We start from the raw sequence: 13,402 nt of genomic DNA, 5'->3' as shown, positions 1-13,402 counted from the left end.
TCCGAGAACCGGAACGGAGCGTACTTTTAAGTCGTGAGTACCGGCCTAGCCGGCCGTAGCCTTAACTACCACGACCGCACATTGAGTGCTTCGGCCGGCGAAGGCCGGAAGCGCAGGAAACCGCCGTTCGCAGGCCGGCCTCACCTCAATATCGGCCTACCCGAGCCTGTCCAGCAGCGGCTTCAGCCGCTCGCCATAGCGTTTCCAGAGATCGACCGAGCCCTGGTACATCGGCTGGCGCACCTGCGCCGCCGAGGCCGTGCGCACGGGACGGTCGGTCTCGTGGAACGACAGCACCGCGTCGTCCCAGGGCAGGCCGAGATGGGCGATCAATGCCCGCGACCGCCCTTCCTGGTCGGCGACGAAATCCTCGTAGCGCACATCGTGCACGACACCGGGCAGCACGCTGTGCCAATGCGCCATGATGTCGGTGTAGAGATTGTGGAAATCGGCGAGTTCACCGAGATCGTAGCCATAGCGGTGGCTGTCGCCGCGGAAATGCACCTTGTAGATCGACAGGCACGTCGCCGCAGCATCGCGCGCGCAATGGATGATCCTGGCCTTGGGCAGCATCATGTGGATGAAGCCGATAAGCAGAAAGTTGCCCGGCATTTTGTCGGTGACATGGCGGACATGCGGATAGCGGGCATGCAGCATGTCGAGGTAGGCTTGCCCGGCCTCGGCAAAATCCGCATCGGATACATCAGATATTCCCCACGGGAAGCCGCCTGGCATGGTCGACGGGAACTGCTTGCCGACCACCGTCTTCAAGATACTGAGCTCGCCCGCGCCATAGACCTGAGGATGACTGGCGATGATCTGCTCGACCAGCGTCGTGCCCGAGCGCGGCATGCCCACGACGAAGATCGGCGCGTCGTCGGCGATTGGGCTCGGCTTATGCCTTTCGAAGAAGCCGGCATCGAACACCGACTTCATCGCATCGAATTCGGCCCGCGTCCTCACCGGATCATAGTCGATGCCCTTGCGGCGGATGGCATTGCCCTCCGCGAAATAATCAAAGGCGCGCGGATAATCTTTCAGATCGTCATTGGCCTTGCCGAGGCCGAAGGAGAGCTGCATGCGCGCCAGGCTGTCCTGCGGCGCCTTGGCATGTTGTGCTTCCATGCCGGCAAGCTCGGCGTCGCGCTCCTTCTGGAGCTTGACCTGCGTCAGCATCAGCCAGGCTCGCGCCATGCCGGGATTGACTGCCAGCGCCTGGCGGAAAAGATCGGTCGCTTCATCGAGCTTGCCCTTTTCCATCAGCCCGACGCCCAGTCCGTGCAGCAGGTCGGCATCCTTCGGCCGGATCGTCAGCGCCTCGCGGAAGACGGCGAGCGCCTCGTCGAGCCGCCCGGCCTCCTGCAGCGTTTCGGCAAGCCCGATACGGGCGCGAACATGAAACGGGTTGCGGCCGATCGTGCCGCGATAAATCTCTTCGGCCTCCTCGAACTGGCCGAGCTGCTTTAGCGACGAGCCGAGATTGTCGCGTGCCGCGAGCTGGTCCGGCCGGATATCCACCGCGCCGCGGAAGAAATCGACGGCCGCCGCGACGCGGCCGAGATCGCGCATCACCGTTCCGAAATTGTTGAGGAAATCCGGATTCGTCGGCTGCAACTGCACCGACTGTTCGAGGAAATCCATCCCCTCGGCGCTGCGCCCGGTCTGATGCAGCAGAAGCCCGAGGAAATGCGCCGCGGCAGCGTGATTGGGCTTGCGCGCCAGCACCTGCCGGTAAATCGCCTCGGCCTCTTGCCGGCGCCCGGCCTGATGCAGTTGCAGCGCCTGCTGCACATAGTGGTCGAGGCTTGGCGGTAGCTGGCCAGTGCCAGACTTCGCTCCCGCGCCCGCTGCTCTTCTTTGATCTCTGTTGATGGGAAACCTGCCGTGTTTGTCCGCCTGTGGCGATCTAGGCCATTGGCGCGTCAGGTTCAAGGGTTCGCGGGCCAGCTTACCGGAAATCGGCCTGGGTCAGCACATACATGTACTTGCGACCGTGCGAATACTTCGCGCGCAACATCCTGGATCGACGAACGCCCCGCATCGAACGCGCTGAGATACTCAGCTTCCGCTCCACTCGTGGCCGGACTTGCCGATGAAAGCGCTGCGATCTCCACGAAGAAGGGCACTTCGAACGTGCCGTCATGACCGACGAAACGAATGCGCCGGGCCGCGGGAGCGGCTGCGGTTGGGGAAGTTGAGCGTCATGATCGAACTCCTCAGCGCGTGACCCCGAACCGCAGGTTCGGAAAAGACCCTACGCAAAATCAAACTGCTACAGCGTGCTCCGCGCGTCCAAAGGACGCGGCGCTGCAGGTCACCGCAAGCCGGCCATTGTCAGATCAGGCGGTTGGTCTCCGCAACCTGTCTGGCCCGCCGCACCGTGCCGTCGGTGTCGGCGATCCTTCGCCTTGCCGCCTCGTCACTTCGTATCGTCAGGCGCGGCGACATGACTTTCATCGGCCCTAGGGCTTGCTTGATGATCGGCTTGATTGTCACGGTCGAACCATCAGGGGTCTTCATGGAAACCATGGGTTTCTCCTTTCGGATATAAATAAAAATCAATGCCTGGATGAACTTTTCCGGCAAAATTTCAAACAACTGTTGTGAAGCATTTGGATCATATCATCATTTTACAAATACCCCTAGAGAAGTAATTTCGAGACAAGATCGGCATCAGGCAGAAATATTCTTGAATAAACCACAATTTCGGATTAGTGATTTGAGATCGTTTTTTGGGCCAAGCTTGGCATTTCGCGGCGTCAGAGGGTTCTCGACCCGTCAAACTCATTCCAGATCGCCGATACCCAAATTGCCGATGCAGGGACGCACGACGCTTAAGTCCCGGTGCCGCAAAGCGGGCACCGCACTATCGGATTTATCCCGGGAACGAGACTTCAAGGCACGAGAATGTCTAGCCGAACTACCCATTCCATCGCGCATTTCGAGGCACCCTTCATGCTCGGCGGGCTGGAGGGAAAGTTGCCGGCCGGCGACTACGACATCGACCACGATGAGGAGCTTATCGATGGCATGTCATGGCTTGCCTGGCGCCGTGTCGCCACTTTCATCCATCTGCCGGCAAGGACGGTGAAAAGCCGGACCAGCCAATTGGTCGCCATCGACCTCGCCGAACTCGAAACCGCGCTGAGGCGCGACCAGGAGAATTCCGCATGATCCGCTTCCAGCAGAACGCGCGTCCGCGCACCGACACGCCCGCGCATCTTTTCGCGATCGGCCAGACGGTTCGCATGAAGAGCCGCACCGGCCTTGTTCAGAAGAACGCGGAGTTGTTCCAGATCAAGAGCAAATTGCCGGTCAAGGACGGCTCGCCGCAATACCGCATCCGCAGCGACGAGGAGACCCATGAGCGGGTCACCACGGAAGACAATCTCGAAGTGGCCGACAATCCGAGCACCTAGGTTCGACCGCTACCATCACGTTCACCAATCACGAGTACCAAGAAATGGCCAAGGGTCAACAGCGCAGCAACCGCGAGATACGCAAGCCCAAGAAGGACAAGGCGGCGGCAAAGCCGGCCTCGCCCTTCGGCTCGGCCGTCAAGCAGGCGGAATCCGGTTTGAAGCCGAAGTCCAAGGGCTAACGTTCCGAGCCTCGCCACGCGCGTGCACCGGAGCGGCCTTGGTGCGCCCGCAGGACTGCGGCGCCGCAACATGGAGGCGTACTTGAACTTCGTCGTCGAGTTCTATCGTTCGCGTGACGCGGACGAAGCGATGCTCGACAGGGTATCGCTCGAGGCACCGAACCTGCGTGCAGCCCTGCACGGCGCCACCGAGCTGTTCCGCTCGCTGGCGATGCCGCAAATCCCGGACCGCCTGCGCATTTCCGACGAAGACGGCAGCGAGCTTTATGCCGGGCCGGCCGATGGGGCGTATCCGGCGGACGCCTAGCACGCCCCAGGCATCGCAAGCCGTGTTCTGTGCATGCGTTTTCTAGCCCTTACATGGCCGCATCCTTGGGGCTTGCCTGCTTACCTTCATCGGCCTGCCCGCGGCCCCTCCCCGTCCGGAGACTCTATCCGGAAACGGGGAGGAAACCAGGCCCTCAGCAGGGACCGTTGTCGACGATGCGATAGTCGGCGGCGCGGGCCTCGCATGCGTTGGGGAAGGTGCGCAGCCGGCCCCGACGGCTTGCACAGACCGGGGCATATTCGCGCGTGCAGAACGCCTGCTCCTCGCCATAACCGCCGTCGTCGCGACACTGGCCGCCGCGGATGATGCGGTACCCGGCCCGCTCGGCAAGGCAGGCGTTGGCGAAGGTCTGACGGTCACCCCCGCGACGGGCGCAGACCGGATCATACTGCCTGGTGCAGAATTGCGGTCCAGGCCTTGGCGGGCGGTACCCCGGTCCTTCCTCCACCACCACCGCGGTACAGGCCGCAAGAATTGCCGACAGCAACAGTATGGCAAAACCCTGCCGCGAGAAGATTGCCGCAAGAAACTTCATGACTATAGCTCCCTCGAGCCCCGCTCCAATGCATGTCGCCCAGTTGCGCAGCGGTTTTGGTATAACGACATGCACAAACTGCAGAAAATGCCCCTCAAGCCGATCCTCGCCATTCCACCGTCAAATGCAACCCCTGTTTGCAAGCCGCCGCAGCCCGCTGGACCATGCGTGGCCGGGGGCTGGCCGATGACCGGGAAAGCACCCAGGTCTATCGATATCGTGCGTCGGAATGCGCCTATAAGGCGGCCCGCGGGCGCTACCTTGCAACCACCACGTTTCCGTGCAATAAATTTTGCGTTCGGGCATTTGCGACCCGGAGAGCGGAACGTTTTGGACGACCTTTCCCCGATACATTGTGAATCTCTGACGGCCCCGTTTTTCGGCGAGGGGTTTTGATCATGCGCCAATGCATGACTGCCGAAGCAACCACCGGGACTTGCCCACGGCGTCAGGCGGCGGGCAAACCACAAGACTGACACGGGTGAAGGAGTTTCCCCAATGGCCCAGACCGGCACCGTTAAATTCTTCAACGCTACCAAAGGCTTCGGCTTCATCACGCCAGATGACGGCGCCAAGGACGTGTTCGTCCACATCTCCGCGATCGAGGCTTCGGGCCTGCGCACGCTCGTCGACGGCCAGAAGGTCACCTTCGACGTCGAGCCCGATCGCATGGGCAAGGGACCGAAGGCGGTCAATCTCCGCGCGGACTGAGCCGCCGGCTCGCGCACGTCCACTCGGACATGCGTGAGATCGCACCCGAGGGCGCTCCAACGCCTTGAACCGGCGTTCAGTGCCGGATCCCGAGTTTTCGAAGGCGCGGCGGTTTTCGTCGCGCCTTTTTCGTGCCCGGTAGGGCAAGCCGATGCTCGCAAAACTTTCTCTTGCCGATGACGCTAAAATAAAGGACAAATTTCCACTCGGGCATTTGCCGGCCCGAGACTGGACTTGATGGGATCAAAGGAGCTTCCCATGCCGCAGACCGGCACCGTCAAATTCTTCAATCATGCCAAAGGCTTCGGCTTCATCACGCCGGATGATGGCGCGAAGGATGTCTTCGTCCATATTTCGGCTGTGCAGGCGTCGGGTCTTCCCGGTCTTGAGGATGGGCAGAAGGTAACATTCGACACCGAGCCGGACAAGCGCGGCAAGGGTCCGAAAGCCGTCAACCTGTCGATCGGCTGAGCCGAGATCAAGACAGTATCGGACCAGTCCCGCGGGGACAGGTCCGCTCCTTGGTCAGCGCGCAGTGTTGGTTGCTCGCGCCATGCCGATCGATGAATGTCGACTGGCCACCCACACACCAATTTCGTTCAGCCCCCGTTCAGCCACGGTCGCCTATTAGTCTTCGGTAATGCCGGACCGCATCCCCAAACTACACGGGCCGGACGAAGGAGACCGACATGAACCGAATTTTCAAGACCGCTATCCTGTCAGCCGCGATGGTCGCGACCACGCTTGCGACCTTGCCGGCGGCCAGCGCTGGTGAGTGGCGCCATCACCGGCACCACCATCGCGGCAATGGCGACGCGATCGCGGCAGGCGTCCTCGGCCTCGCGGCCGGCGCCTTGATCGTTGGTGCGCTCAACAATCCGCAGCCCAGCTACTACGATCCCGGCTATGACGATTACAATCGCTACCCGCGGCCGGCCCCGGTGCGCCGCTACTACGCGGAACCGCGGGTCGTCTACAATGACGGCTACGCCGAGCCCTGGACCCGTGGCTGGTATGAATATTGTTCGGACCGCTATCGCACGTTCAATGCCCGCACCGGCACGTTCACCGGCTATGATGGCGAACAGCATTTCTGCACCGCCAACTGAGGCTTCCCTGCCCCAACAAAAAAGCGCTGTCCGCAAGGCCGGCGCCTTTTTTGTTTTGCGATCAATTTGCCGCTGCAGCCGGGCCGGCTTCAGATGAGAAATGGATTGGTCCGCCGCTCCTCGCCGAAGCGACCGCCGGGACCATGGCCGCAGATGAAGCCGACGTCGTCGCCGAGCGGCAGAAGCTTGTCCTTGATCGAAGCGATCAGCGCGGCATGGTCGCCGCCTGGCAGGTCGGTGCGCCCGACCGAGCCGCGGAACAATACGTCGCCGACATGGGCGAACTTCGCGGCACGATTGTAGTAGACGACATGGCCGGGCGCGTGGCCGGGGCAATGAAAGACCTCGAACGCGTGCTGGCCGAACGAAACGGTCTCGCCTTCGCTGAGAAAGCGGTCGGGCACGCAATTGCGCACGGGATCGGTGATGCCGTAGAGTTTCGCCTGGTTCTCGAGATTGGCGAGCAACGGGCGGTCGGCCTCATGCGGGCCGATGATCTCGATGCCGAGCGCCTCCTTCAACTCCATCGCGCCGCCGGCATGGTCGATATGACCATGCGTGAGCCAGATCGCGCCGGCGTCGATCGCATTCTCCTTCAGCACCGCCAGCACCTTGTCGATGTCGCCGCCCGGATCGACGACGACGCCTTGTCTGTCCTCCATGTCGAAGAGGATGGTGCAGTTTTGCTGGAAGGCCGTGACCGGCACGATACCGGCATTGAGCTGACCCATGATCGTCCTTTCGCTGCGCCGCCCCTGATATGCCCCTGATGTAGAGGCTCATGCCAACAGCGTCCACCGTCGCCAATCGGAGCGAAAGACCCCAAAACAAAACCGGTCGCGGCAACGGCAAAACGAAATGGGCGGCCGAAGCCGCCCATGCGAAACCCCATAACCGCCAAGCTTACTTCTTCATCGCATTCATGACCGCGCCGATGATGGCCGTCAGAATGGCGCCACCACCGGCACCGCCGATGATGTTTTGCAGATTCAGCGCGCTGCCCAACCCGCTCGTTGCCGCTGCGGCCGCAGCCGGATCGACCGCGCCACCGCCGAGCAGGCTGCCGAGGATGGCCGCACCGCCAACACCGCCAACAGCGCCGCCGAGGATTTTGGTGAGCTGACCCATTGCCGCTGTCTTCAGCGCCGCGCCCACCGCCTGACCACCGATGATACCCGTAATCACCTGAATAATGATCGGAAGAAGCGTGTTCATGTCCATATTACCAGTCCCTCCATAGCTGCCAGCCTCCCGGGCCGACATCAAGATGAGGGCGCGGAAATGGCCGAAAGTCAAATGCAGAGGTGCTTAAATAAAAGGGGCGGCCCGAAAACCGCCCCTACTTGTTAAAAAAGCTGTGACTTTCGTTATTCTGCTGCGATCGCATGGTTGGGTTGAACGGCCGCAGAATAGTCGTTCATCAGTGTCTTGGCGATTTCACCCACCTCGAATCGGTATGGGCCGATCTCGGAAACCGGCGTGACCTCGGCCGCCGTCCCGGTGAGGAAGCACTGCTGGAAGCCTTCGAGCTCTTCCGGCATGATGGCGCGCTCGATCACCTCGAAGCCGCGGTCCTTGGCAAGACCGATGACCGTACGGCGGGTGATGCCGTCGAGGAAGCAATCGGGCGTCGGTGTGTGGATCTTGCCGTCCTTGACGAAGAAGATGTTGGCGCCCGTCGCTTCCGCAACCTGGCCGCGCCAGTCGAGCATCATGGCATCGGCATAGCCCTTGGCCTCGGCGGTATGCTTGGACATGGTGCAGATCATGTAGAGGCCGGCAGCCTTCGATTTCGACGGCGCGGTGCGCGGATCGGGGCGGCGCCATTCGGCCATGTCGAGACGAATGCCCTTCAGCTTCTGCGCCGGATCGAAATAGCTCGGCCACTGCCAGATGGCGATGGCGCAGTTGATCCGGCTGTTTTGCGCCGAAACGCCCATCTGTTCGCTGCCGCGCCAGGCGATCGGCCGGACATAGGCATCCTGGAATCCCTGCTTTTTCAACAGCGCGCGGCAGGCGTCGTCGATCTCGTCGACCGAATAGGGAATCTTGAAGCCGAGCAGGCGAGCCGATTCATGCAGGCGCTCGCTGTGGTCGGTCAGTTTGAAAATTTCGCCGCCATAGGCGCGCTCGCCCTCGAACACCGCGCTGGCGTAGTGCAGACCATGGGTCAGCACGTGGATCTTGGCGTTGGCCCATTCGACGAACTCGCCGTTCATCCAGATAAAGCCATCCATTTGGTCAAAGGGAACGGATGCCATGGTAACCTCCCGCGGGCGACCGCCCGCATATAATTGTGTCGTTGCGTGTTTCGTGCCAGCCGCACCAGGCGGCCCGTTTCTCAAAGGGTAGAGTATCTCGAAGCGTAGGCGGATATTAAAGGTCTGGCAAACACAGGAAGTTCCGGAAAAACGGCCCTCCCTTGCCTTTTCGTTCGCAATCCGCCGAAAAGCTTGCCAAAAATTACCATCGGCGGAAAATTACGTCAATAGTGCTGACATAATTTCCCCTTCGCACGGAGAAAAGATGACGAATCGCAACCACCCAGCCGGAAAACCGATCAGGACGGCGGTCTCCGACGAGGATGGCATCGACTTTGCCATCATCGAATTGTTCTTCTTCGCCTATCGCGATTTCACCTCAGATCCGGACCAGATCCTGTCCGATTATGGCTTCGGCCGCGCCCATCACCGGGTTCTGCATTTCGTCAATCGCAGGCCGGGCCTGACGGTAGCCGAACTCCTCGACGTGCTGAAGATCACCAAGCAGAGCCTGGCGCGCGTGCTCAAGCAACTGATCGACACCGACCATGTCGTCCAGTTGCAGGGTCCGCGCGACCGCCGCCAGCGCGAACTCTATCCGACGGCCAAGGGCCGCGCCCTGGCCTTGGCGCTGGCACGGCCACAGTCGCGCCGCATCCATGCTGCATTGGAAGATTCCGGAGCAACCGAACGCGCCTTGATCGAACGTTTCCTGGAAGCGATGGTCAATCCGGAACTGAGGGTGCAGATCGACACTGTACCCGCAAAAATGTCAGGGAAAAGCCATGGAGACCATTGAAAGGGTTGATCGACCGGCAGCACCGGACGACGATGCGCCGCATCTGCTGGTGATCGATGACGATACCCGTATCCGCAATCTTCTCAAACAATATCTGACCGAAAACGGCTTTCGCGTCACCGTTGCCGGAAATTCCGGCGAAGCGCGGCGCAAGCTCGCTGGCCTCGATTTCGATCTGCTCGTGCTCGATATCATGATGCCGGGCGAAACCGGCGTCGACCTCGCCAAGGCGCTGCGGGCAAGCAAGAACGTGCCGATCCTGATGCTCACCGCGCTTTCCGAAACCGACAGCCGGATCACCGGGCTCGAGGCCGGCGCCGACGACTATCTGCCGAAGCCTTTCGATCCCCGCGAATTGATCCTGCGCATCAACAACATCCTGCGCCGCGGCGGTCCGGCAACGACGCCCAAGCTCGAGCAACTGGTCTTCGGCCCCTACACGTTCCAGATCGCCAGGCGGGAACTCAAGCGCGGCGGCGAGGCTCTGAAACTGACCGACCGCGAGCAGGAGATCCTGGCGATCTTCGCGGCGCGGGCCGGCGAAACGATACCGCGCCATGAACTTGTCGGCGATGAATCCGAGGTCGGCGAGCGCACCATCGACGTCCAGATCAACAGGCTGCGCCGCAAGATCGAACGCGATCCGTCCAATCCGGTCTGGCTGCAGACCGTGCGCGGTATTGGGTATCGGCTCAGCGTGGAATAGACTGCCGCCGCAGCTTCTTGTTGAGTGGCTGCAGATGAGCAAGAAGGGCGAATGGCGACCACGCAACTGGAACGGCCGGGAGATCGCGGCTTCAGCGCCCGCGCCACGCGGGCGCTGAAGGCCGTGCCGCGTGCCTGGAAACGGTTCTGGCGCCTCGTTTCACTATACATGCCGAAGCGGCTCTATGCCCGCTCGCTGATCATCGTCATCGCACCGATGATCCTGCTGCAATCGGTCCTCGCCTTTGTCTTCATGGAACGCCACTGGCAGACCGTGACGCAGCGCCTGTCGCAGGCCACGGTCCGCGACATCGCCGCGATCGTCGACCTGGTGGAAACCTATCCGAACGACGCCGACTATGCCAACGTCATCCGCATCGCTCAGGATCGCATGCAGCTGAAGATCGACTTGCTGCCGCCCGAGCCGCTGCCGCCGCCCGGACCAAAGCCGTTCTTCTCGATCCTCGATGAGATCCTCTCGTCCGAGATCACCCATCAGATCAACCGTCCTTTCTGGATCGATACGGTCGGCAATTCCAATATCATCGAGGTTCGCATCCAGCTCGAGGGCAAGGTGCTGCGCGCCTTCGTGCGCCGCAGCCAGGCCTATGCCTCGAACACGCATATTTTCCTAATCTGGATGGTCGGCACCTCGCTGGTGCTGCTGATGATCGCCATCCCATTCCTGCGCAACCAGATTCGGCCGATCCTGACGCTGGCCGAGGCCGCCGAAAGTTTCGGCAAGGGCCGGCCGATGCCGCGCGATTTCCGCCCGCGCGGCGCCGACGAGGTTCGCCGCGCCGGCTTTGCCTTCATCCAGATGCGCGAACGCATCGAACGCCAGCTCGAACAGCGCACCGCCATGCTGACGGGCGTCAGTCACGATTTGAGGACCATCCTCACCCGCTTCAAGCTGCAGCTCGCGCTGACCGGGACAAAGGCCGACACCGAGGCGCTCGGCCAGGACATCGACGACATGCAGTCGATGCTGGAAGGCTATCTCGCCTTTGCCCGCGGCGAGGCGACGGAAGACGCCGGCCGTTTCAATCTTGAAGCCTATTTCGAGAAGCTCGGCGAGGAGGCCACGCTGCGCAAGCGCAAACTGTTGACCACGCTCACCGGCGATCCGCACCTGCATGTGCGGCCCCATGCTTTCGCCCGGCTGCTTTCCAATGTCGTCGGCAATGCCTTCCGTTACGCCAAGACGGTTGAAGTCAACGCCAACCATGGCCGCGGCACGTTGCTCGTCACCATCGACGACGACGGTCCGGGCATCCCGCCCGAAAAGCGCGAAGACGTGTTCAAGCCTTTCGTGCGGCTTGATGAGGCCCGCAACCTCGACGCCAGCGGCACCGGCCTTGGCCTTTCCATCGCGCGCGACATCGCCCGCAGCCACGGCGGCGACATCATGCTGGACAAGAGCCCGCTCGGCGGCTTGCGCGCCGTCATCAAGGTTCCGGCCTGATTAGGGCGACGTGCGTCCAATCGGACGCACAAAGTACGCCCTAACACTTTGAGCCTTACGCATCCTGCTTTCCGAAAAATCGAATTCGAGCCGATGCGCTGCTTTTCTGGTGGTTATGGACGGCCACCGGCCTGCGCCTTCATCGGCCCGTCATGAAACCATGCTGAAGAGCGCGCATGAAGCGCGCGATCCTGATTGATTCGGCCTTGCGGTCTCGCATCAAGGAAGCCGACGATCTTTCCTTGAAGGGGCCTCCATGCGCATCCTGATGGTCACCGACGCCTGGCGCCCGCAAGTCAATGGCGTCGTCCACACGCTGGTACGACTATCGGAAACCCTGAAATCCTTCGACGTCGAGACGGATTTGCTGACGCCGAACATCTTTCGCACCTTGCCCCTGCCGACCTATCCGGACATTAGGCTGGCGCTGACGACGCCGCGCCACGTCGCGCGCCTGGTCGCGGCGCGCAGCGCCGATCATATCCATATCGTCACCGAAGGTCCGCTCGGCATCATGGCGCGGCGCTACTGCCGCAAGGCGGGCCGGCCGTTCACGACAAGCTATCACACGCGTTTTCCGGAATATCTGAGCGCGCGGCTGCCTATACCGGAAGTCTGGGCCTATCGCTGGCTTCGCGATTTCCACAATTCCGGACAAGGCACGCTGGTCGCCACCCAGTCGCTGGCGGACGATCTGTCGGCGCGCGGCTTCACCAAGCTCAGGCCATGGACGCGCGGCGTCGACACCGACCATTTCCGGCCTGACAAGAGAAAGGATCTGGGGCTCGAGGGACCGATCTTCCTCTGCGTCGGCCGCGTCGCGATAGAAAAGAACCTGACCGCCTTCCTCGACCTCGACTTGCCCGGCAGCAAGGTGATCGTCGGCGAGGGCCCGGAGTTGGCCAAGCTCGAGGCCAGATACCCCGATGCCCATTTTCTTGGCCACCGCCCCAATGACGAACTGGCCGAAATCTACGCCTCGGCCGATGTCTTCGTCTTCCCCAGCCGCACAGACACGTTCGGCAATGTCATCATCGAGGCGCTGGCCAGCGGCACGCCGGTCGCAGCCTATCCGGTGACCGGACCGATCGACATTGTCGGCGACGGCGTTGGCGGGGCGGTGTCCAGCGATTTGCGTGAGGCCGCGCTTGCCGCTCTCAATGTCGACCGCGCCGAGGCGCGCGAACGGGCGATGCGTTATAGCTGGAAAGCCTGCGCCGAAATGTTCCTGGAGACGGTTGAAGAAGCGCTGGGAATAGCGCGGAAGCTGGCACCACCTTTCGTCATCCACGGGCGAAGCGGCGGCGAAGCCGAGACGCAGACCCGAGGATCCATTCCGTGACCCTGCAGCGGCCCTTCGGTGAAGAACTTGTTGGAGTAGAGGCGTCGACGAGCCGCACCTGCTCCAAAGGAGCGGCCAAGGAAAGAACAACGCGATTCTGGAGCGCCCTATTCATCGACCACTGCTATGGCATGGATCCTCAGGTCTGCTTCGCGTCCGCTCCGCCCGTGGATGACGAAGCTAAAACAGGCGGCCGCCGTCGGGCACCCTGCGTTCGATTGCGCCCAGCACCACGGCACCCTCTTCGTCGGGAAAGCCAAGCGTCAGTACTTCCGACATGAACGGTCCGATCTGCCGCGGGGGGAAATTGACCACCGCGAACACCTGCCGGCCGATCAGCGTCTCGGGCGCATAGTATTTGGTGATCTGCGCCGACGATTTCTTCACCCCGATCGCCGGGCCGAAATCGATCTTCAGCTTGATCGCCGGCTTTCGCGCCTCGGGAAATGGTTCGGCCTCGACGATCGTGCCGGCGCGGATATCGACACGGTCGAAATCGGCGAAGCTGATCTCGGGCTTGCGCTGGCTGCTCGAATTCATTGAGGG

At 61.8% G+C, this 13,402-nt stretch carries 18 protein-coding genes and 1 pseudogene; 11 read left to right on the top strand and 8 right to left on the bottom strand.

Going from position 1 to position 13,402, the window contains the following annotated elements:
- Positions 1 to 156: 156 nt before the first annotated feature.
- The 3 genes and pseudogenes from AC0NID_RS13070 to AC0NID_RS13060 form a co-directional block, all read right to left on the bottom strand.
- On the bottom strand, positions 157 to 1,791 hold the full coding sequence (locus AC0NID_RS13070) for a tetratricopeptide repeat-containing sulfotransferase family protein (protein WP_473455936.1): 1,635 nt from the start codon (positions 1,789 to 1,791) through the stop codon (positions 157 to 159).
- Positions 1,792 to 1,948: 157 nt separating this feature from the next.
- Positions 1,949 to 2,205, bottom strand: a pseudogene (locus AC0NID_RS13065) (DUF1488 family protein).
- A 129-nt stretch (positions 2,206 to 2,334) separates the two neighbouring features.
- Positions 2,335 to 2,598: a hypothetical protein gene (locus tag AC0NID_RS13060; RefSeq protein WP_473455937.1), complete on the bottom strand. Its 264-nt coding sequence runs from the start codon at positions 2,596 to 2,598 to the stop codon at positions 2,335 to 2,337.
- A gap of 309 nt (positions 2,599 to 2,907) precedes the next feature.
- On the opposite strand from AC0NID_RS13060, the gene AC0NID_RS13055 reads away from it, so the two are divergent.
- The 4 genes from AC0NID_RS13055 to AC0NID_RS13040 all read left to right on the top strand — a co-directional run bounded on the left by AC0NID_RS13055 (position 2,908) and on the right by AC0NID_RS13040 (position 3,908).
- The gene (locus tag AC0NID_RS13055) at positions 2,908 to 3,174 is read left to right on the top strand and encodes a hypothetical protein (protein WP_473455938.1); all 267 of its coding nucleotides are present in this window, start codon (positions 2,908 to 2,910) and stop codon (positions 3,172 to 3,174) included.
- Entirely contained in the window at positions 3,171 to 3,419 is a 249-nt protein-coding gene (locus tag AC0NID_RS13050; protein WP_473455939.1) for a hypothetical protein, read from the top strand. Before AC0NID_RS13055 ends, AC0NID_RS13050 begins: the two co-directional genes overlap by 4 nt.
- A gap of 44 nt (positions 3,420 to 3,463) precedes the next feature.
- The gene (locus AC0NID_RS13045) at positions 3,464 to 3,601 is read left to right on the top strand and encodes a hypothetical protein (protein ID WP_473455940.1); all 138 of its coding nucleotides are present in this window, start codon (positions 3,464 to 3,466) and stop codon (positions 3,599 to 3,601) included.
- Between the two features lie 82 nt (positions 3,602 to 3,683).
- Positions 3,684 to 3,908 (top strand): hypothetical protein, encoded by a 225-nt coding sequence (locus AC0NID_RS13040; protein WP_473455941.1) that lies wholly within the window; start codon positions 3,684 to 3,686, stop codon positions 3,906 to 3,908.
- Between the two features lie 154 nt (positions 3,909 to 4,062).
- On the opposite strand, the gene AC0NID_RS13035 is transcribed toward AC0NID_RS13040, so the two are convergent.
- A complete protein-coding gene (locus AC0NID_RS13035) occupies positions 4,063 to 4,464 on the bottom strand; it encodes a Kazal-type serine protease inhibitor family protein (protein WP_473455942.1) in 402 nt (133 codons plus the stop codon).
- A gap of 498 nt (positions 4,465 to 4,962) precedes the next feature.
- Here AC0NID_RS13035 and AC0NID_RS13030 point away from each other — a divergent pair, with 498 nt between their 5' ends.
- The 3 genes from AC0NID_RS13030 (at position 4,963) to AC0NID_RS13020 (ending at position 6,284) form a co-directional block, all read left to right on the top strand.
- Positions 4,963 to 5,175 carry a cold-shock protein gene (locus AC0NID_RS13030; protein ID WP_023799871.1) on the top strand — a complete coding sequence of 71 codons (213 nt, stop codon included), beginning with the start codon at positions 4,963 to 4,965 and terminating at the stop codon, positions 5,173 to 5,175.
- 258 nt (positions 5,176 to 5,433) lie between these two features.
- Positions 5,434 to 5,646, top strand: a complete 213-nt coding sequence (locus AC0NID_RS13025) for a cold-shock protein (protein WP_006202521.1) — start codon at positions 5,434 to 5,436, stop codon at positions 5,644 to 5,646.
- A 218-nt stretch (positions 5,647 to 5,864) separates the two neighbouring features.
- On the top strand, positions 5,865 to 6,284 hold the full coding sequence (locus tag AC0NID_RS13020) for a BA14K family protein (RefSeq protein WP_473455943.1): 420 nt from the start codon (positions 5,865 to 5,867) through the stop codon (positions 6,282 to 6,284).
- A gap of 89 nt (positions 6,285 to 6,373) precedes the next feature.
- Here AC0NID_RS13020 and AC0NID_RS13015 read toward each other — a convergent pair whose 3' ends face one another.
- The 3 genes from AC0NID_RS13015 to AC0NID_RS13005 all read right to left on the bottom strand — a co-directional run bounded on the left by AC0NID_RS13015 (position 6,374) and on the right by AC0NID_RS13005 (position 8,545).
- Entirely contained in the window at positions 6,374 to 7,015 is a 642-nt protein-coding gene (locus AC0NID_RS13015; RefSeq protein ID WP_473455944.1) for an MBL fold metallo-hydrolase, read from the bottom strand.
- Between the two features lie 172 nt (positions 7,016 to 7,187).
- Entirely contained in the window at positions 7,188 to 7,505 is a 318-nt protein-coding gene (locus AC0NID_RS13010) for a hypothetical protein (RefSeq protein WP_126034366.1), read from the bottom strand.
- 146 nt (positions 7,506 to 7,651) lie between these two features.
- Positions 7,652 to 8,545 (bottom strand): branched-chain amino acid aminotransferase, encoded by an 894-nt coding sequence (locus tag AC0NID_RS13005; RefSeq protein ID WP_473455945.1) that lies wholly within the window; start codon positions 8,543 to 8,545, stop codon positions 7,652 to 7,654.
- Between the two features lie 265 nt (positions 8,546 to 8,810).
- Between AC0NID_RS13005 and AC0NID_RS13000 the strand changes: the two genes are divergently transcribed.
- The 4 genes from AC0NID_RS13000 (at position 8,811) to AC0NID_RS12985 (ending at position 12,856) form a co-directional block, all read left to right on the top strand.
- On the top strand, positions 8,811 to 9,344 hold the full coding sequence (locus AC0NID_RS13000) for a MarR family winged helix-turn-helix transcriptional regulator (RefSeq protein WP_473455946.1): 534 nt from the start codon (positions 8,811 to 8,813) through the stop codon (positions 9,342 to 9,344).
- Positions 9,331 to 10,050 (top strand): response regulator, encoded by a 720-nt coding sequence (locus tag AC0NID_RS12995; protein ID WP_473455947.1) that lies wholly within the window; start codon positions 9,331 to 9,333, stop codon positions 10,048 to 10,050. The genes AC0NID_RS13000 and AC0NID_RS12995 overlap by 14 nt, the downstream gene beginning before the upstream one ends.
- Before the next feature lie 51 nt (positions 10,051 to 10,101).
- Positions 10,102 to 11,514, top strand: a complete 1,413-nt coding sequence (locus AC0NID_RS12990) for an ATP-binding protein (RefSeq protein ID WP_473455949.1) — start codon at positions 10,102 to 10,104, stop codon at positions 11,512 to 11,514.
- A 256-nt stretch (positions 11,515 to 11,770) separates the two neighbouring features.
- The gene (locus tag AC0NID_RS12985) at positions 11,771 to 12,856 is read left to right on the top strand and encodes a glycosyltransferase family 4 protein (RefSeq protein ID WP_473455950.1); all 1,086 of its coding nucleotides are present in this window, start codon (positions 11,771 to 11,773) and stop codon (positions 12,854 to 12,856) included.
- A gap of 180 nt (positions 12,857 to 13,036) precedes the next feature.
- Here AC0NID_RS12985 and AC0NID_RS12980 read toward each other — a convergent pair whose 3' ends face one another.
- Positions 13,037 to 13,396: a tRNA-binding protein gene (locus AC0NID_RS12980; RefSeq protein ID WP_473455951.1), complete on the bottom strand. Its 360-nt coding sequence runs from the start codon at positions 13,394 to 13,396 to the stop codon at positions 13,037 to 13,039.
- Between the last annotated feature and the right edge of the window lie 6 nt (positions 13,397 to 13,402).

The organism is Mesorhizobium sp. WSM4821, from assembly GCF_055901555.1.
Note: the sequence above shows the minus strand (reverse complement) of the source record. Positions and strands in the feature narration are given on the sequence as shown.